Annotated in this window: 21 protein-coding genes; 13 read left to right on the top strand and 8 right to left on the bottom strand. The window is 39.4% G+C overall.

Annotated features, from left to right (window positions below):
* Positions 1–122: 122 nt before the first annotated feature.
* Positions 123–1,646 (top strand): sodium-dependent transporter, encoded by a 1,524-nt coding sequence (locus ACZSMY_RS10710; RefSeq protein WP_193063659.1) that lies wholly within the window; start codon positions 123–125, stop codon positions 1,644–1,646.
* Positions 1,647–1,660: 14 nt separating this feature from the next.
* Positions 1,661–1,762: a methionine/alanine import family NSS transporter small subunit gene (locus ACZSMY_RS10705; protein ID WP_139089031.1), complete on the top strand. Its 102-nt coding sequence runs from the start codon at positions 1,661–1,663 to the stop codon at positions 1,760–1,762.
* Positions 1,763–2,035: 273 nt separating this feature from the next.
* On the opposite strand, the gene ACZSMY_RS10700 is transcribed toward ACZSMY_RS10705, so the two are convergent.
* Together ACZSMY_RS10700 and ACZSMY_RS10695 are read right to left on the bottom strand one after the other, a co-directional pair.
* Positions 2,036–3,046: a M23 family metallopeptidase gene (locus ACZSMY_RS10700; protein ID WP_413465444.1), complete on the bottom strand. Its 1,011-nt coding sequence runs from the start codon at positions 3,044–3,046 to the stop codon at positions 2,036–2,038.
* Positions 3,039–3,584 carry a YhcN/YlaJ family sporulation lipoprotein gene (locus ACZSMY_RS10695; protein ID WP_212928795.1) on the bottom strand — a complete coding sequence of 182 codons (546 nt, stop codon included), beginning with the start codon at positions 3,582–3,584 and terminating at the stop codon, positions 3,039–3,041. The genes ACZSMY_RS10700 and ACZSMY_RS10695 overlap by 8 nt, the downstream gene beginning before the upstream one ends.
* A gap of 143 nt (positions 3,585–3,727) precedes the next feature.
* Between ACZSMY_RS10695 and ACZSMY_RS10690 the strand changes: the two genes are divergently transcribed.
* A complete protein-coding gene (locus tag ACZSMY_RS10690; RefSeq protein ID WP_042530631.1) occupies positions 3,728–4,003 on the top strand; it encodes a YutD family protein in 276 nt (91 codons plus the stop codon).
* A 71-nt stretch (positions 4,004–4,074) separates the two neighbouring features.
* On the opposite strand, the gene ACZSMY_RS10685 is transcribed toward ACZSMY_RS10690, so the two are convergent.
* Positions 4,075–4,323 (bottom strand): hypothetical protein, encoded by a 249-nt coding sequence (locus tag ACZSMY_RS10685; protein WP_042530633.1) that lies wholly within the window; start codon positions 4,321–4,323, stop codon positions 4,075–4,077.
* Between the two features lie 63 nt (positions 4,324–4,386).
* Positions 4,387–5,817: an amidase gene (locus ACZSMY_RS10680; protein ID WP_042530635.1), complete on the bottom strand. Its 1,431-nt coding sequence runs from the start codon at positions 5,815–5,817 to the stop codon at positions 4,387–4,389.
* A gap of 184 nt (positions 5,818–6,001) precedes the next feature.
* On the opposite strand from ACZSMY_RS10680, the gene ACZSMY_RS10675 reads away from it, so the two are divergent.
* From ACZSMY_RS10675 to ACZSMY_RS10665, 3 genes are all read left to right on the top strand, one after another.
* Positions 6,002–6,439, top strand: a complete 438-nt coding sequence (locus tag ACZSMY_RS10675) for a DUF86 domain-containing protein (RefSeq protein WP_042530636.1) — start codon at positions 6,002–6,004, stop codon at positions 6,437–6,439.
* Positions 6,440–6,469: 30 nt separating this feature from the next.
* The gene (locus tag ACZSMY_RS10670) at positions 6,470–7,105 is read left to right on the top strand and encodes a helix-turn-helix transcriptional regulator (protein WP_212928796.1); all 636 of its coding nucleotides are present in this window, start codon (positions 6,470–6,472) and stop codon (positions 7,103–7,105) included.
* Between the two features lie 61 nt (positions 7,106–7,166).
* Complete coding sequence (locus ACZSMY_RS10665) at positions 7,167–7,934, top strand: TIGR01457 family HAD-type hydrolase (protein WP_212928797.1); 768 nt, start codon at positions 7,167–7,169, stop codon at positions 7,932–7,934.
* A 70-nt stretch (positions 7,935–8,004) separates the two neighbouring features.
* Here ACZSMY_RS10665 and ACZSMY_RS10660 read toward each other — a convergent pair whose 3' ends face one another.
* Positions 8,005–8,523, bottom strand: a complete 519-nt coding sequence (locus ACZSMY_RS10660; protein ID WP_042530643.1) for a phosphatidylglycerophosphatase A family protein — start codon at positions 8,521–8,523, stop codon at positions 8,005–8,007.
* An 86-nt stretch (positions 8,524–8,609) separates the two neighbouring features.
* On the opposite strand from ACZSMY_RS10660, the gene ACZSMY_RS10655 reads away from it, so the two are divergent.
* Positions 8,610–9,575, top strand: coding sequence for a hypothetical protein (locus ACZSMY_RS10655; RefSeq protein ID WP_193063662.1), 966 nt, complete (start codon positions 8,610–8,612; stop codon positions 9,573–9,575).
* 43 nt (positions 9,576–9,618) lie between these two features.
* A complete protein-coding gene (locus ACZSMY_RS10650) occupies positions 9,619–10,572 on the top strand; it encodes a 2-hydroxyacid dehydrogenase (protein ID WP_465147775.1) in 954 nt (317 codons plus the stop codon).
* Positions 10,573–10,649: 77 nt separating this feature from the next.
* Here ACZSMY_RS10650 and ACZSMY_RS10645 read toward each other — a convergent pair whose 3' ends face one another.
* Positions 10,650–10,874, bottom strand: a complete 225-nt coding sequence (locus ACZSMY_RS10645) for a NifU family protein (protein WP_040979025.1) — start codon at positions 10,872–10,874, stop codon at positions 10,650–10,652.
* A gap of 178 nt (positions 10,875–11,052) precedes the next feature.
* Here ACZSMY_RS10645 and ACZSMY_RS10640 point away from each other — a divergent pair, with 178 nt between their 5' ends.
* The 3 genes from ACZSMY_RS10640 to ACZSMY_RS10630 all read left to right on the top strand — a co-directional run bounded on the left by ACZSMY_RS10640 (position 11,053) and on the right by ACZSMY_RS10630 (position 12,689).
* Complete coding sequence (locus tag ACZSMY_RS10640) at positions 11,053–11,379, top strand: YuzD family protein (protein WP_193063664.1); 327 nt, start codon at positions 11,053–11,055, stop codon at positions 11,377–11,379.
* 20 nt (positions 11,380–11,399) lie between these two features.
* Positions 11,400–12,254: a diaminopimelate epimerase gene (dapF, locus tag ACZSMY_RS10635; protein ID WP_193063665.1), complete on the top strand. Its 855-nt coding sequence runs from the start codon at positions 11,400–11,402 to the stop codon at positions 12,252–12,254.
* A 78-nt stretch (positions 12,255–12,332) separates the two neighbouring features.
* A complete protein-coding gene (locus tag ACZSMY_RS10630) occupies positions 12,333–12,689 on the top strand; it encodes a HesB/IscA family protein (protein ID WP_193063666.1) in 357 nt (118 codons plus the stop codon).
* A 217-nt stretch (positions 12,690–12,906) separates the two neighbouring features.
* Here ACZSMY_RS10630 and ACZSMY_RS10625 read toward each other — a convergent pair whose 3' ends face one another.
* Entirely contained in the window at positions 12,907–13,890 is a 984-nt protein-coding gene (locus ACZSMY_RS10625) for an NAD(P)/FAD-dependent oxidoreductase (protein WP_042530654.1), read from the bottom strand.
* Positions 13,891–14,191: 301 nt separating this feature from the next.
* On the opposite strand from ACZSMY_RS10625, the gene ACZSMY_RS10620 reads away from it, so the two are divergent.
* Complete coding sequence (locus ACZSMY_RS10620) at positions 14,192–15,400, top strand: NAD(P)/FAD-dependent oxidoreductase (protein WP_465147774.1); 1,209 nt, start codon at positions 14,192–14,194, stop codon at positions 15,398–15,400.
* 122 nt (positions 15,401–15,522) lie between these two features.
* A complete protein-coding gene (locus tag ACZSMY_RS10615) occupies positions 15,523–15,834 on the top strand; it encodes a YuiB family protein (protein WP_042530659.1) in 312 nt (103 codons plus the stop codon).
* A gap of 73 nt (positions 15,835–15,907) precedes the next feature.
* On the opposite strand, the gene ACZSMY_RS10610 is transcribed toward ACZSMY_RS10615, so the two are convergent.
* A complete protein-coding gene (locus tag ACZSMY_RS10610; protein ID WP_042530661.1) occupies positions 15,908–16,387 on the bottom strand; it encodes a divergent PAP2 family protein in 480 nt (159 codons plus the stop codon).
* Positions 16,388–16,518: the final 131 nt, after the last annotated feature.

Raw genomic sequence — 16,518 nt, 5'->3', positions numbered from 1 at the left:
ACAAAAATGTCAAAAAAGCTATAATACAAGATGAATAGTCTGAAAGTAATGATTTTTGTTATTATTCTTATTTAATGCGCTTTCATTCTGTTGTTATTCATTAAAAAAGGGGGTTATGATGGATGGAGAGTCGATCACAATGGGGAACAAGGGCGGGGTTTATTTTAGCGGCTGTCGGATCAGCAGTTGGTTTAGGAAATATATGGAGATTTCCTGCTGTTGCTTATGAAAATGGCGGCGGAGCATTTTTTATTCCTTATCTATTTGCTTTACTGACTGCGGGTATTCCAATTTTAATTATGGAATTTACCATGGGTCAAAAGTATCGGGGTTCTGCACCTTTGACATTTCGAAAAATGAATAAGAAAACAGAGTTTATTGGATGGTGGGCAGTACTTGTTGCTTTTGTTATTTCAACATATTATTCGGTAATTATTGCCTGGGCAATATCTTATTCTATCTTTTCGTTTAATCTGTCTTGGGGAGAAGATACAGAAGGATTTTTATTTGGGGAGCATCTTCAATTGGCGGAGATTCCTGGGGAAATAGGCGGATTGGTACCGGGAGTAGTTATTCCGTTAGTGATTGTTTGGCTATTGGTGCTGGGAATTTTATTCCGCGGTGTAAAAAAAGGAATCGAGGTTGCAAACCGGATTTTTATTCCTTTGCTTCTCATCGTATTTATTATTATTGTAATAAGAGCAGTCACGCTGCCAGGAGCAATGAATGGATTGAATGCCTTCTTTACACCTGATTTCAGTCAAATTTTGTCACCAAGTGTATGGATTGCAGCATATGGACAAATTTTCTTCAGCTTATCGATTGCTTTTGCAATTATGATTACGTATTCAAGTTATCTCCCTAAAAAATCTGATATTACCAATAATGCATTTATTGTTGGTTTTGGAAATTCCGGCTTTGAATTATTAGCGGGAATTGGGGTGTTTGGAATATTAGGATTTATGGCATTTTCTGCCGGTGTCAGTGTGGATGATGTCGTCGCTGGCGGGGTCGGTCTTGCTTTTGTTGTCTTTCCGGCCATTATCAATGAGTTGCCGGCATTTAATGGATTGTTCGGAGCGCTCTTCTTTATCTCACTGACGCTTGCCGGAATTACATCTCTTATGTCCATTACAGAAGCGTATGTAGCAGCATTGGTAGATAAGTTTAAAATCACACGATCGAAAGCCGTTCTTTTCGGAGGCGGTCTCGCAGCATTGATTTCCTTATTATATGCTTCCAGAGGCGGCTTGTACTTCTTAGATAATGTCGATTATTTCATTAACCAGTTCGGAGTTGCCATGATCGGTCTTGTCGAAGTTGTCCTGATTGCCTGGATTCTTCGTAAAACCAATATGCTTAAAAATCATGCTAATGAAATTTCAGATATCCGTTTAGGTTCCTGGTGGACAATCAGCTTAGCTATGATTACACCAGTAGTTATGGGTTATATGATGTTTGGGCTGTTTAAGCAGAATTTATTAAGAGAGTTTGATACAGATACCGGGAACTATGAAAATTACTCGAATGCCTTTATCAATAATACAGGCTGGGCCGTAGTAGTAGGTGTGTTAGTTCTTGGAATTATCCTGGCAGCTTTGAAATGGAAGTCAGAAAATTCTCTATCCGATTATGAAGATAAATAGGAGGGAAGATGCGTATGGGTGCTTCAGCTATCATTGTAATGATTATCGGTATTGTTGTGATATGGGGCGGATTAGCAGCTAGTATTTGGAACGCTGTCCAGAAAAGTAAAGGATAAGTGTTACTCTTATTTAAACTTAAGAAAAGCCAAGAGAATAAATTGGTCTTTAAAATACTGGTATTCTTGCCGAGTAGATGTCCGCTCCGGGAAGTCGCTTTCCGCGGGTAACGGCTTAGCTTAAGCCGACGGAAAGCGTAGTGTATTTCTGGGGTCGAAGGTTATTCATTCCATGAAACCCGTTGGAGCGGCTATCCTCAATATTTTATTTAAAAAGGTGTGTATCCTGTTTTACAACTGGGATACACACCTTTTTCACGGATAGGATTGTTATTAATTATTTTTCTCCATCCGTTCCCATTTCGAGATATAAGGATAAGGATCAAATGAAAATTCACTGTATCCATTATCTTTATACATGCCATAATGCAGGTGCGGCGGGAATTTTCCAGAAGTTCCAGGAGGGCCGTAACCAGTAGATCCGACGCTGCCTAACACGTCTCCCGGTTTTACTACCTGGCCTACTTTTACATCATCCTCATAGCCGCTCATATGTCCATAATAATGATAAATATTATAGATATCCCGTATACCAATACGCCAGCCTCCATATAAGTTCCATCCCATCATTTCGACCACACCATAGGTTGTTGAGCGGACAGGGACGCCGTAGGATGCAAAGATATCGGTCCCCTCATGGATGCGCAAGCCGCCAAAACCGCGGCGGTCTCCCCACGTACTGCGGTAACTGTAATTATAATCTGTATCTAAAGGAAAGGCACGATCTGTCAGGTTGATTTCGCCAAAATTTTGAAACACTTTGGCGGTGTTCATGATTGTCTGGACAGTCAAGTCACGTTTATAATGCTCCCAGAGTGCGATTTTAACATCATCCTTATGCAGACCATATGCTAAGATATGATTTGCCATCGTATAAAGGATGTCTTCAGGATCATCGGGATCTGCCTGGCCATCACCATTTCCGTCTTTACCGATTCCGCCAAATTGTCTGATAACTCCCTGTTCTGTTGATTTAGCTGCATTTCCCAGCCCAAACCATGCGGTCTCTTCAAATTGTATGGAAATAACCTTTTCTTCTTCTGAGGAAGAGAGTGTGTTACGTTCGTAATTATCCATTGCAGCAAAATAATACCAAGGGACCTGGGTAAGGCTTTCTACCTTTTTGAATAGAGCCATGCGGTCTGTATATATTTGATCCTCTGATTCTGCATGGACAACAGCGGTGGTTTGCATAAAGGTAAGAAAGCAGCACATAATCAGGACCGTAGTGCGAATTCTAGCCAGATAAATCACCTCCTTATGGGATAAGTATTTTTTAATCATCCTTCTTCATCGTGTCGACAATTTCCTGTACCAGAGGCCCGGTATCTACATCTTCATTCTCCGTCACAGAATAATGCAGGGTTTCAATGTTTTGAATCAAGCTTCTGTTATTAGAAGCATGAATCGTATAATAGCCAGGCAGTACAGACATTGCTGTTTTTTCTGCATTATCAATTGCCATTTCTTTGGATAGGTTATCTGAAGCTTCAAAAGCAATCAAAGCTTCTTCATCCGTTACAAGCGTGGCTACTTCTTTAAAATCAGGGTTCTGTAATAAAATGCGGGTAATCATATCAGCCATCTCTTCCCGGTCTACATGAATCTCTTTTGGTTCTGATGTATTATCTTGATTAAATTCATCCTGAGTATAACGGACAAAACCAAGCTGATCACGAGATGGCGAATTCGTGTTGGATTCCATCTCCGGGTTTCTGTTTTTTGGATCTAATGGGTCAGAATCGGAGTTATTTTGATCTGTTGCACAAGCTGCAAGCGTTATAACAAGGCTTAATAAAATGATTCCAAATCCTTTTTTCATCTTTAAGTCTCCTTTCCAAGAACTATTTCTTACATCTTAGTTTTGGAAAACAAGCGTAAATCATGCAGGTAATTTTTTCTGGTTTTTCTAACTGTTTCTGTGATAAACTAAGAATAATTGATAAGGAGTGTGACTATTCTCTTATGATTGAGTTAAATGGGAAAACATATGAATTAATTGAAGAAAATAAAGAAGGCTTTGAAGCAGAAGCTGTGAAAGAGCGCTATTCAGAGGTTTTATCAAAATATGATTTTATCGTAGGCGATTGGGCGTATGAACAGCTTCGTTTAAAAGGGTTTTATCATGATAATCATGCCAAAGCACCAATAGATGCGAAAATCAGCTGTTTTCAGGATTATATTTATGAATACTGTAATTTCGGCTGTGCTTATTTTGTTTTGAAAAAGATGCAGAAATAAAAGAAGTTCAATCTATCTTCTTATGGCTAAGAAGACATTTTGAACTTCTTTTTTTATACAGCAGGAAAGCTTTAATTATCTTTTTCTTCGAGAGGATGGGCTCCGGGAGCTCTTCGTTGCAGCTTTTTATGCTGTTTTTTGTCTGCGTAGGTGAAGGCACTTGTGCGCTGCTGGCCTTCTTCCCAATCTGTTGACTTTCCAGAAACCAAGTCATGTTCACGAATATCAGATCCAAAAGGCCCTTCGGGAAATTCCTCTGGAATGAGGGCATCATGCTGTTTTTGAACGGTTGAATGCTCTTGATAATCTTTTTTTGGCATCGTTATTTCCCTCCCGTTAGTTTGTAGTTTGTGCAGATGGAGGGAAATCACGCCTTCTAATAATTACCTGTCTGTCACCTCTGCCAGCTTATACCCGCGAAAGCGTTTCGTAAGTAATTTACCCAGACGAAAAATGGCATCCTCATTACCAATACTGCTGATAATTTGTACGCCGATGGGCATGTTTTTCTCGTCTTCTCCAACTGGAATAGTCAGAGCAGGAAGCCCCCATACATTCGCATAGGCAGTATAAGGCATGTATTGCAAATAGGTTTTACGGATAGAGAAAATCTCTTTAAAAACCTGCCCGTGATCTAATGCGGACTGATAATACACGGGCATTATCAGCAGCCTTTTATCTAAATATGTTTTTAACAGCTCGTCACCCTGCTGAATGATATCCATTATTTCCCGGACTCTTTTTTGCGAAGGTTTAAACATTTTTGCTCCAATAATGGCCCAGGATAAATATGGGTGGACATTCGTACGCTGTCTCAGTTTCTCTTTTAAAAAGGAACGCACTAATCCGGAGCGGTCATTATTAAAAGCTTCATCTTCAACCAATTTACTTCCATTAATCGACATGATTTCCTGCCATATTAAGGCACTGTCCCTAAAATAAGGCGGCATCACCTGCTGGACATTGTAAATTCTTTCAAGAAAATTTTCCAGCTGCCCTAATAAATTCCCTGTTCTTGTGGAAAGCGGATAGCCTGGATTAGCTGGTAATATTTCTATTTTAAATTCCTGCAATGTCTGATGCTTGAAGTGGCTTGGAGATAAAATTTCATAAATAAGCTGCATATCCTCTACAGATTTCCCCATTGGCCCGACTGTCAGCATCCGATGCTGCAGTTCATGCTGGACAGACGGAAAATGGCCTTCTGTGGAAATGGTATCCTTCCCGGGTTTGAAACCGATAACTCCATTAAAATGAGATGGAAAACGAATGGAACCGCCAATATCTGAACCAATCCCGACAGCAGACCCGCCGGAAGCAAGCAGCGCACCTTCACCACCGCTGGAGCCTCCAGCGGTTTTGGTGATGTCCCAGGGATTATTTGTTCTGCCATATAACTTATTATCCGTTTCCTGACAGAAGCAAAGTGCAGGCGTATTTGTTTTTCCGAGTATAATAGCGCCCTCCTGCTTTAATTGCTGAACAACTTCTGCATCCTCTTGATAAATAAGGTCCTGACGGTGTTCTAAGCCTGCTGTAGTTTTCATTCCCTTCACATGAAAGCACTCTTTGATGCTGATGGGAACTCCGTGTAATTTACCCAGAGCCCCATTATTCTGCAGCAGTTCATCTGCTTCCTGAGCCTCTTGCAGCGCTTCAGTAAATCTTTCTTCAACAACTGCATTAATGGAAGGGTTAATCGCTTTGATTTGTTCAATAAAAGCTGTTACAGCATCTATAGAGGTTAGATGCTTCTTTTTAATTGCGGATGCTATACCCGTGGCATCCATTTTTAAAATATCTCGCTTTTCCATCCGGCATTTATCTCCTTCACACGTATTAGACTTACTATATCACGTTTTTTGAAAAAGAAGGAAAGATTCGCTTCTTAATTCTATACTTTATCAAGAAAGTTCAGTGAAAATACATTACAAATTATGATATGATAATAGTAGTATGGAAACATCCTTTAGTATAGACGTTTTTGGGGGAATCATAATGTATTTTGTAGATCAGGAAAAAATTAATCAGACATTGACATTTATGAATGAGATTTTAGATACGTTAAAGAATCATTCCTATCACAGCCCAGTAGAATATCTTGCGTTGGAGCGCATGGCGCATGTCTTTATCGAAGGTGTGCTGGATGTAGGAAATATGATGATAGACGGTTTTATTATGAGGGATCCGGGTAGTTACGAGGATATTATTGACATCTTAACAGATGAAAAAGTTATTCCTGCGGAGGAAGAAGCAGTATATAAAGCTCTGATTCATTGGCGTAAACCTTTAGTACATGAATATCAGGCAATCGATCATCAAAGTCTGGAGCAGTTTTTTGAAGAGCACGCAGAGGTATTTACCTATTTTTCAAAGCGGATTCATACATATCTGCAGAATGAACTAGGCGTAGCAAATGCTTTTTCAAATAAATAAAATGTATGTTTAAAAGGGGAGGGCAAGCGGATGGGGAAACGTGTCTCGACAAAGGATAAGGTTATCCAGGTATTGAAAGAACAGGGTACGATAACGATGGATACACTGATGGCCCATTTTACTATCTCAGAAACAGCTGTCCGGAAGCAGATTCATACGCTTGTGCAAGAGGGATTTATTGAGGTGCAGCAGCATAAAAAAGAGATTGGACGGCCGTATCATACTTATCGTTTAACAGAGAAAAGTCAAGAAAGTTTCCCTAATCGCTATAAAGAACTCTCTTTAGACCTGCTCCATGATTTAGAAGCATTACAGGGAAAACAGCTAATCAGCGAGCTTTTAAAAAAACAGTCAACGAAGGAAAAAGAGCAATTAAAGAAGCTTTTAGATTCCTGTTCTACAACGGAAGAAAAAGTAGCTGCGTTAAAGGATTTTCAAAATCGGAGCGGCTATATGTTTCAAGCAGAAGATAAAGGTGCGCAAGGCTTTCAATTAAATAATTTTCATTGCCCTTTTTTAGAAGTGGCAAGGGATTATCCTGTGATGTGCCAGCATGAAAAAGAAATGTATGAAGCCTTGTTTCCGAATCAGGAAATTAAGACAAAAGCGCTGCTGGTTGATGGAGATAAATGCTGTCAATGGCGGATAGCTGCTAACTCAGAATAAACATCGGTCAGTCAAGCGTCTTAAAATAGGTATGATGTAATCGAGATAGAGAGGTAATAATGTGAAGAAATATAAAGGATATCTTATTGATTTAGACGGGACTGTTTACAGAGGGAATGAGGTTATTCCTGAAGCAATTCCTTTTGTAAAGCAATTAGCAGAAAAAAATATTCCTTATGTGTTTGTAACAAATAATTCTACAAAAAGCACCCGGGAAGTAGCTGAAAAGTTAAACGGATTAGGAATCCTGGCAAATCACAAACAGGTCGTTACCAGCAGCATGGCAACGGCGAAGTATCTGCAGGACCAATCCGTAAAAACCTGCTACTGTATCGGGCAGAGCGGTCTGAAGAATCCAATAAAAGAATATGGTATCCAATTAACGGATAGTACAGATGCGGATGCGGTTGTTGTAGGTCTGGACAGGGATATTACCTATGACAAGCTTGCTAAAGCATGCATAGCTATCCGCAAGGGTGCACAGTTTATTTCTACCAATCGGGATCACGCTATTCCAACTGAAGACGGTATGGGACCAGGCAACGGGGCTTTTACTGCTTTGATTCAGACAAGCACCCAGCAGGCGCCTGTATTTATTGGCAAGCCGGATACGGTTATCATGAAAGAGGCATTAGATGTACTCGGTTTGCGGAGAGAGGATGTTGTAATGGTTGGAGATAATTACCAGACAGATATCCAGTCGGGAATCCATGCCGGTGTAGATACGTTATTTGTTTCTACCGGGGTGACTTCCACAGAAGAGCTGGCAACCTTTGAAGAGCAGCCGACATATATCATAGAAAATTTATCAGAATGGACCTTTGAATAGCAAAAAAGCATTCATCCCCTATCTAATATGAGCATAGGGAGAATGAATGCTTTTTTGTGTCCAATGTTTTTTATCCGTCTAATTCTTCATGTTCATTTTCTGCATCTCCATGAGCCAGACGACTGGAGGCTGCAGCTGCGACAGCGCCGACGATATCATCTAAAAATGTGTGGATTTCGCCGCTGCTTTTATCATTCAGTTTTTCTAAGATACCGGGTTTTTGTTTATCGATATATCCAAAATTGGTCAAGCCGATGGAACCGTAGACATTGACAATAGACAAGGCAATGACTTCATCAATTCCATATAAGCCTTCATCAATCTGAATTGTTTCCTGAAGCGGCTCGCTTAATAGCTTTTTCTCCGCCAGCATATCTAATTCAATGCCTGTGATGACTGCATTTTGTACTTCTCTTTTCGTTAACACACGATTTACATTAAAACGGCAGGTATCCATCGTTAAATCGTTATGATATTTTGATTGCAGATAGTATACCAATTCTGCAATATCATCTATTTTGACACCACGTTCTTTTAAAAGCTGTCTTGCTCTTACTTCAAGTTCTGTTTTGCTTGTATACTTCGTCATTTAAAACACACCTTTTTTCGATTTAATATAATTGTATAGTCCTTTCCTTCATATAGTTAATATATACGATAAGGAGGAGTTTGTTGATGCCGATGTCAGAAATGCTCCGCAGTCAATACGCTATCCAGATAGAAGGGAAGCAATTCATCGAAGAGCGTGAGGGTTATCAAAAAGAGCGCTATCACTATTTTACCATTCCTGCGACAAACAAGGAAATGATATTGATGGAACAAGCCACTTTGGCCTATTTCTTAAGAGAAAACGGATTATACAATGTAGCTTACCCCATTCGGAATATCAACGGAGATTGGTTTACCAATTATGGCAATGAATTGTGGATGGTTCTTGTATTAGACGATGAGTCACAAATATCTCGTCAGGAAAGCCCTGGTAAAATGCTCGGTGATATTCACCGCATTGGGAGCAGTTTTCAGTATGAACCGAAGGCGATTTCAAGCTATGGGTTATGGAGAAAGCTTTGGGAAGAAAAGCTGACTTTTTTTGAGGAAGAATTAACAAGACAGGCAAAAGAAGAAGGAGCGAGTAATTATTTATCTGAAGTGATGGATATTTTACCATATATTGTAGGAATCAGCGAAAATGCTATTCAATATTTACGGGAAAGCGAAAAAGAGCAGCGCATCTTACAAACAGATCAGAGTACGGTTGCTTTTGCCAGATGGAATACATCTGAAAAGAAAATTGTTTGGACAGATGAACTCGTATATGACCATCCGACGCGTGATATTGCCGAGTATATCCGTTATGCTTTTTTACAAAATAAATCGGAGGCAGAAATTAATCAGTTTTTAAATGATTATCAAAACTATCAGCCGCTGTCTGTATTTGCGTGGAGACTTATCTTTGCCAGGCTGTTCTATCCGATCCATCTTTACGATTTTTTAGAGGGCGCTTTCCAGTACCCGAATTCTCAAGCGTTAGAGCAATTATTAAAGCATCAAGAGGTTTATGAGAGGAGACTGGCGAGGTTTTATGAAACGGTAGGTGTTGATGTTTCGGATTGGCAGATACCTATGATAAGCTGGTTATAAGCAAAAATTCATTATTTCATCGCAGGAAGGAGAATACTCGTATATGTCCAAGCCAAAGGTTTATATTACGCGCAAATTAGAGGAGAAATATGTAAAAGCTTATCAGGAACAGCTGGAAATCCGGATGTGGGAAAAAGAGGAGGAGCCTGTGCCAAGAGAGACGCTTTTGAAAGAGGCTGCTGATGCAAATGCCTTATTTGCCGTATTAAGTGATTCTATTGATGAAGAGCTTCTGTCTAAAGCTCCTCAATTGAAGGTGGTTGCGAATATGGCCGTCGGTTACGATAACATCGATTTGGAAGCATGTGAGAAGCATGATGTTATCGCAGCGAATACACCGGATGTTTTATCGGAAACGACCGCAGATTTAGGCTTTTCCTTATTGATGGCTGCTGCCAGACGAATTGTAGAAGCGGATGCGTGGGTGAAGGAGGATAAGTGGCAGGCGTGGGCGCCATTTTTCTTTGCCGGCTCAGATATTCACGCAAAAACTATCGGTATTGTAGGAATGGGGAGAATTGGAGAAGCAATAGCGAAACGTGCAGCAGGTTTTGATATGAATATCCAATATCATAACCGTTCCCGTAAAAAAGATGCAGAAGAACGATTGCAAGCAACGTATGTCAGCTTTGAAGAACTTTTGGAGACTTCTGATTTTGTTGTGACAGTAGTTCCGCATACGAAGGAAACGGATAAAATGTTTAACCGGGCCGCTTTTGAAAAAATGAAATCAAGTGCTATTTTTATTAATATCTCACGCGGAAAAGTAGTGGTTGAGGATGCACTTAAAACGGGAGAAATCCAAGCAGCAGGATTGGACGTCTTTGAAGAAGAGCCGATTAGAGCAGATCATCCGCTTGTTGGTTTAAATAATACCGTATGTCTTCCGCATATCGGGTCTGCCAGTGTAGAAACAAGAAAAAGAATGGTAGAGTTATGCATGGATAATATCCTGGCAGTCGTCAGCGGAGAACAAGCAATTACACCAATTTCATAGAACAAAATTTGATTTTAAAAAAATAAAAAACGGAGCAGGGTTTTGATATTGCCAAAAGCCTCTCCGTTTATATTTAATTAAAATACTTGTTCTATTTCTGTTACGCCAGGAACCTCTGCCATCAATGCACGCTCAATTCCTGCTTTTAATGTAATGGTTGAACTAGGGCAATTGCCGCATGCTCCCATGAGACGAAGTAAAACAACGCCATCATCGTCAACGTCAACTAACTCTACGTCTCCGCCATCACGTAATAAGAATGGACGAAGCTTGCTTAATACTTCTTGTACTTGCTCTTCCACAGTCACCTACTCCTTTCCCACAAATCTATTATAACGCGGTTAAGCATAAAAATCTATTTGAAAATGATTTTCAATTAGCTGGTTAATTTTATTTTATCTTTTTACGCTTATTTTGTAAAATAATTAATATGGAGGACAGGCGAGAGGAAAGAGATATTTGGAAGGAGAGGGTGTTAACATGCCGGCAATAACGATAACTGTCTATGGAAGTGAACAAATCTGCGCAAGCTGTGTCGGAGCACCAGGTTCCAAAGATACGTATGAGTGGCTTCAGGCAGCAATAGGGAGGAAATATGCTTCTGACGGCGTTCAATATAATTATATCGATATCAATCAAACGCAACCAGACGCTGGTCAGCAAGCATATGTAGAGAAAATAATAGAAGAAGATCTTTTTTATCCAGTTGTATGGATTAATGATAAAATGGTAGCAGAAGGAATCCCGCGTTTAAAGCCAATTTATCAAGCATTGGAAGAACTGGGACTCGAAGAAATAGAAGGATGAACAGAAGAGGGGAAGAGAAGATGAAAATACCTTTTACGAAGATGCATGGGCTGGGAAATAATTATATCTATATTGATCTTTTTCAAACAGAGCTGCCAGAGAACCGGCTGTCTGAATTAGCTATCAACATGTCAAATCAGAATACGGGCATTGGTTCGGATGGAATGATTTTGATTCATCCGGCAGAAAAAGCAGATGTAGGTATGCGTATCTTTAATAAGGACGGTTCAGAGGGAATGAATTGCGGGAATGGATTGCGCTGTACAGCTAAATATGCTTATGAAACAGGAATTGTGGATAAAAAAGAATTTACGATACAGACAAAAGCTAATATTGTTCGAGCTACTGTGAAAGAGAATGACGAGCAGAAAGTCAACGAAGTAACCATTGATATGGGAGCTCCGATATTACAAAGAGAACAGATTCCGATGCTTGGAGAAGCAGGAACAACTGTTATAAATGAGCCGTTCGAGGTTGCAGATAAGACACTGCATGTCACTGCGGTTTCCATGGGAAATCCGCATGTGATAACGATGGTGGATGCGATTGATGACGCGCCGCTGACAACGCTGGGACCGGTTATTGAAAAGGATGAACGCTTCCCTGAAGGGGTTAATACAGAGTTTATTGAGGTTGTGTCGGATGAGGAAATACATTTCCGTGTCTGGGAACGCGGCTCCGGCGTGACAGAAGCATGCGGAACAGGAGCCTGTGCGGCTGTCGTTGCAGCAACGTTAAATAAAAAAGTAACCAAAGGTAAAAAGATTGTTGTTCATTTAGCCGGCGGAGATTTAATCATTGAATGGAGAAAAGATGATCATATCTGGATGACCGGCGGAGCAGAAACCATCGCAACGGGAATTTTTTATGCTTAAAATGAATTACTTGATTCTGACAAGTTCAGGTGTATACTAAACATATAGGATATACAAGGAAAAAAGGAGGTTCAGAAGATGATTATTGAACTGACTGATCGTGCAAGTGCACAGATTAAAGAAATGATGAGAGAGGAATCAGACCAGGCGATGCTTCGTTTTGGCGTGAAAGGCGGCGGCTGCAGCGGCTTATCCTACTCCTTAGGTTTTGCTGATGAAGTAAATGAGGAATTGGATATTATTGAAACCATTAACGGTATTCCAATCGTCTTTTTTAACCAGGATATTCCAATTATTGAAGGTACCAAGATAGATTATAAAGAAAACATGATGGGCGGCGGGTTCAGCATTGATAATCCGAACGCAATTATTTCCTGCGGATGCGGCTCTTCCTTCCGCACTGCACAAAATGCCGGTGCACCTGGCGATTGTTAATAAAGAAAGATTGGCAGAGAAATACTGCCAATCTTTCTTTTAAATCTTTTATCTAAATTTCTACTAAAAACATCTCCAAGATCCTCAAACTAAACAATGTGGTGTTCAAGCTCTTTTATCCCCAGGATTTAATGAAGTGAACTGTATAAAAAAAGAAAATCGTCTGAAGCAGAGAAAATTCTCATTCAAACGATTTTTCCATCATGTATTCCCCTTTTTAAAACATTGCTGTTGAGTGTTTCGGTTGAATTCTTGCTTTGGGATCGATGTAATTTTTAGCATTATTGATTGCTGTCGGCCCTTCACCAAATCCTGTTGCAATCAATTTAACTTTTCCGTCATACGTACAAATATCTCCAGCGGCGTATATACCAGGAATATTTGTCTCCATTTTAGAATTTACAACGATACTATTTTTTTCAATTTCTAATCCCCAGTTTTTAATTGGCCCGAGACTGGAGATGAATCCATAGTTACAAATAACATCATCGACTTCTAATTCAATCAATTCTTCTTCTTTTATCTTTTGTAAAATAAGCTTTTCAATCTTCTTATTTGCTACAATGGCTGTTGGAGCATATGGCGTCAGCTTTTCTACAGCAGAGGCCTCTAATTGCTCTACACTATGCTCATGAGCTCGGAATTGGTCTCTGCGATGAATCAATGTCACTTTAGAAGCAACTTTTTCAAGCATCAAGGCCCAGTCTACAGCTGAATCTCCGCCACCTAGAATAGCAACATGCTTGTCCTTGTATTTATTCATATCCGTCACATAATAGTGTAAGTTCGTATTTTCGTAGGCTTCGCTGTCTCCTACGTTTAATCTTCTAGGCTGAAAAGCCCCATTGCCGGCCGTGATAATCATTGTTTTTGTCAAATGAACTTCCCCGGTGTTTGACACAAGACGAAAGCTGTCATCTTCTAATCGTTCCACTGTCTCAATGGCTTGTCCAAGTACAATTTCAGGATCGAATAAATTGGCTTGTTCTTCCAGCTGGTCAACAAGCTCCTGCGCACGGACTTTTGGAAATCCTGCAACATCGTATATATATTTCTCTGGATATAGTGCTGTTAACTGTCCTCCAATATGAGGCAGGCTTTCAATTATCTTAACACTAGCTTGACGCATGCCGCCGTAAAAGGCTGTGAATAAGCCAGTGGGTCCAGCTCCAATGATTGTTACATCAAAAACTTTCTCCATACAATACCTCTTTTCTTTCTAGACGTTTACCTATCCTATGGTATCACAAACTTGTTTTAGTTTGAATTATATCGTTTCAAAAGGGAAGAAATTTTCATTTAGATAGTAGCATGTCTAAATGCTTTCTTCATAGGTATAGATAAAAAAGAGGTTTTAAAGCTTGCTATTTTTGATTAAAGCATTTAAGATAAGTTAGTATTATTACAGTTTGATTACAAAACGAAGTTATTTATATGACAAAATGCGTTTTGTTTCGCATTTTAGTGATAAATTACAAAATTAATAGGAGTAGTGAAAAACCATGATTAAACCGCATATTGTAATATTAGGGGCGGGTTATGGAGGTATAATGACGGCAGTTAAGCTTCAGAAACAGCTTGGAAAGAATGAAGCAGAGATAACGCTGGTTCATAAATATGACTATCATTTTCAAGCAAGCTGTCTGCATGAAAATGCTGCTGGTACACGGCATCAAGATCGCTCCAAAATAAAAATCAAAGAAATTATTAATCGTTCTAAAATAAATTTTATTATAGATGAAGTTGTTTCTATCAAAAGAAATTCTAAAAAAATCAAGCTTAAAAATAAGGAATTACACTATGATTTACTTGTTATCGGTCTTGGCTTTGAGCCGAGGGCTGAAGGAATTCCGGGACTGGATGAACATGCTTATTCTATCACGGATATCAACAGCGCCCGTTTTGTCCGTGAGCATATCGAATATAATTTTGCCAGTTATGCGAATGCTGAAAAGAAGGATGAGAGCAAGTTAAATATTGTTATTGGCGGCGGTGGAATTCTAGGTGTTGAATTTGCAGGGGAACTGATTAATCAAATACCAGAGATATGCAGAGAATTTGACATTGAGAAAACGCAGGTGCATATTTCCATACTGGAGGAAAGTAAATCTCTTCTGCCAGGGTTCGATGAGAAACTGGCACATTACGCAGCTACGTCTCTACAATCCAGAGGAGTAGAGATTATCCATCAAGCTAAACTGAAGGAATGTCAGGATAATAAAATTATTTATGAAACAGAAGGGAAAAATCATAAAATTTGTACACATACATTTATTTGGACTGGCGGGGTACAGGCCAATCCTGCATTTGAAAAAGCCGGACTGGCTTTGAAAAATAAAAAAATTGAAGTGGATCCCAATATGCTTTCTACAAAAGATGATTCCATATTTGTCGTTGGAGAATGTGCATATACAGCAGATGAACATGGGGAGGAAGTCCTTCCAACTGCAAAAAAAGCTATCGAGGAAGCCGCTGTAGTCGCAAAAAATGTTTCTTCCAGGTTACGGAATAAAAAACTTACTGCTTGTCAGCCGGTTAAACAAGGAATGCTCGCCACTTTAGGTCAAGAAGACGGAGTGGCGGTCATAAAGAATCGAAAGGTGTTTGGGTGGCGAGCTGTATTAGTCAAACGAATTTACGATAATCATTATTTATTTCAATTAGGCGGATGGCAATTATTACTGAAAAAAGGAAACTTTCATTTATTATAAATAATAATAGATAGAAATATAGTGACAAAAAAGCAAAGGTTGGCAGATGCTGCTTTGCTTTTTTGTCATTTTAAGATAAAATGTGCTTTGTATGCATCCTTAGAAAGGACGGAGGGAAGAGAATGGTTCAACTTGTTGTTTCTGTTGTATTATATTTTGTTATCTTTTTTGGAATTGCATTTATATTAAATATGTTATTAAGAAAAACATGGCTGATGGCGTGCTTATATCCGATTCTAATGATTTTTATTATAGATAATGTTTCTTTTTTCAGCTATTTCACAAGTCCGGGGGAATCTTTTTCGGCGCTTGGAGAACGAATTGTTGCTTTAACAATTGCTGATATTGTGATTTTATTATCTGGTTTTATTGGAACGATTGTATCTGGTTTGGTTATCCGGTTTTTAAGGAAAAGCGGCTATCAAATGTTTTAACAGAGAAACGGGATTACATAAAAGAAAAGACCAATGCTCCCAGCAGGAGCATTGGTCTTTTGGTTCTTATGGATTAATAAGAAAAAAACGGTGCAAGAGAAAAGGCAATAATAATTCCTGTGATGGCGCCAAAAAATACTTCAATCGGCTGGTGCCCGAGTAATTCTTTCAGTTCTTGTATTTTTTCATTTTCTTTCTTTTTGCTCCAGTCTTTGGCGCTGGAGGTAATCAATTGAAAATCACGGACGAGCTGATTAATCACAATTGCCTGTTCACCAGCCTGCCTGCGGACCCCGGAAGCATCAAACATGGTAATGACACTGAATATACAAGCAAGCGCAAATACACTTGATGATACACCTTCTGCAATGCCGACAGCAGTAGCTAACGATGTCACTGCTGCAGAATGGCTGCTGGGCATTCCCCCTGTACTGAAAGCAAGTCCAGGCTGAAATTCTTTGGTGAAAATCAGTTTAATTGGTATCTTTATAACTTGAGCGAACACAATCGCAATGAGTGCAGCCCATAATGGGAAATTCGTTAATAAAGTCATGGATGAGGGAACTTCCTTCCTAAGTAACGCATCAATTTTTGGCAGTTAAAAAAGTATATACTTTCTTACTGCATAAGTGTAACTAAGGTTGTCACCTACAGGCTTGGTGACAATCAAGTTTTCTAATTATT

The organism is Oceanobacillus sp. B139/18, from assembly GCF_055524595.1.
Note: the sequence above shows the minus strand (reverse complement) of the source record. Positions and strands in the feature narration are given on the sequence as shown.

Excerpts from the sequence above, each read along its gene's own strand:
- ACZSMY_RS10610 (WP_042530661.1), bottom strand. The coding sequence starts at position 16,387 with ATGACTTTATTAACGAATTTCCCATTATGGGCTGCACTCATTGCGATT.
- ACZSMY_RS10690 (WP_042530631.1), top strand. The coding sequence starts at position 3,728 with ATGATTGAGTTAAATGGGAAAACATATGAATTAATTGAAGAAAATAAA.
- ACZSMY_RS10700 (WP_413465444.1), bottom strand. The coding sequence starts at position 3,046 with ATGATTAAAAAATACTTATCCCATAAGGAGGTGATTTATCTGGCTAGA.
- dapF (WP_193063665.1), top strand. The coding sequence starts at position 11,400 with ATGAAAATACCTTTTACGAAGATGCATGGGCTGGGAAATAATTATATC.
- ACZSMY_RS10680 (WP_042530635.1), bottom strand. The coding sequence starts at position 5,817 with ATGGAAAAGCGAGATATTTTAAAAATGGATGCCACGGGTATAGCATCC.
- ACZSMY_RS10640 (WP_193063664.1), top strand. The coding sequence starts at position 11,053 with ATGCCGGCAATAACGATAACTGTCTATGGAAGTGAACAAATCTGCGCA.
- ACZSMY_RS10625 (WP_042530654.1), bottom strand. The coding sequence starts at position 13,890 with ATGGAGAAAGTTTTTGATGTAACAATCATTGGAGCTGGACCCACTGGC.
- ACZSMY_RS10675 (WP_042530636.1), top strand. The coding sequence starts at position 6,002 with ATGTATTTTGTAGATCAGGAAAAAATTAATCAGACATTGACATTTATG.
- ACZSMY_RS10615 (WP_042530659.1), top strand. The coding sequence starts at position 15,523 with ATGGTTCAACTTGTTGTTTCTGTTGTATTATATTTTGTTATCTTTTTT.
- ACZSMY_RS10695 (WP_212928795.1), bottom strand. The coding sequence starts at position 3,584 with ATGAAAAAAGGATTTGGAATCATTTTATTAAGCCTTGTTATAACGCTT.
- ACZSMY_RS10670 (WP_212928796.1), top strand. The coding sequence starts at position 6,470 with ATGGGGAAACGTGTCTCGACAAAGGATAAGGTTATCCAGGTATTGAAA.
- ACZSMY_RS10705 (WP_139089031.1), top strand. The coding sequence starts at position 1,661 with ATGGGTGCTTCAGCTATCATTGTAATGATTATCGGTATTGTTGTGATA.
- ACZSMY_RS10650 (WP_465147775.1), top strand. The coding sequence starts at position 9,619 with ATGTCCAAGCCAAAGGTTTATATTACGCGCAAATTAGAGGAGAAATAT.
- ACZSMY_RS10685 (WP_042530633.1), bottom strand. The coding sequence starts at position 4,323 with ATGCCAAAAAAAGATTATCAAGAGCATTCAACCGTTCAAAAACAGCAT.
- ACZSMY_RS10660 (WP_042530643.1), bottom strand. The coding sequence starts at position 8,523 with ATGACGAAGTATACAAGCAAAACAGAACTTGAAGTAAGAGCAAGACAG.
- ACZSMY_RS10655 (WP_193063662.1), top strand. The coding sequence starts at position 8,610 with ATGCCGATGTCAGAAATGCTCCGCAGTCAATACGCTATCCAGATAGAA.
- ACZSMY_RS10710 (WP_193063659.1), top strand. The coding sequence starts at position 123 with ATGGAGAGTCGATCACAATGGGGAACAAGGGCGGGGTTTATTTTAGCG.
- ACZSMY_RS10620 (WP_465147774.1), top strand. The coding sequence starts at position 14,192 with ATGATTAAACCGCATATTGTAATATTAGGGGCGGGTTATGGAGGTATA.
- ACZSMY_RS10630 (WP_193063666.1), top strand. The coding sequence starts at position 12,333 with ATGATTATTGAACTGACTGATCGTGCAAGTGCACAGATTAAAGAAATG.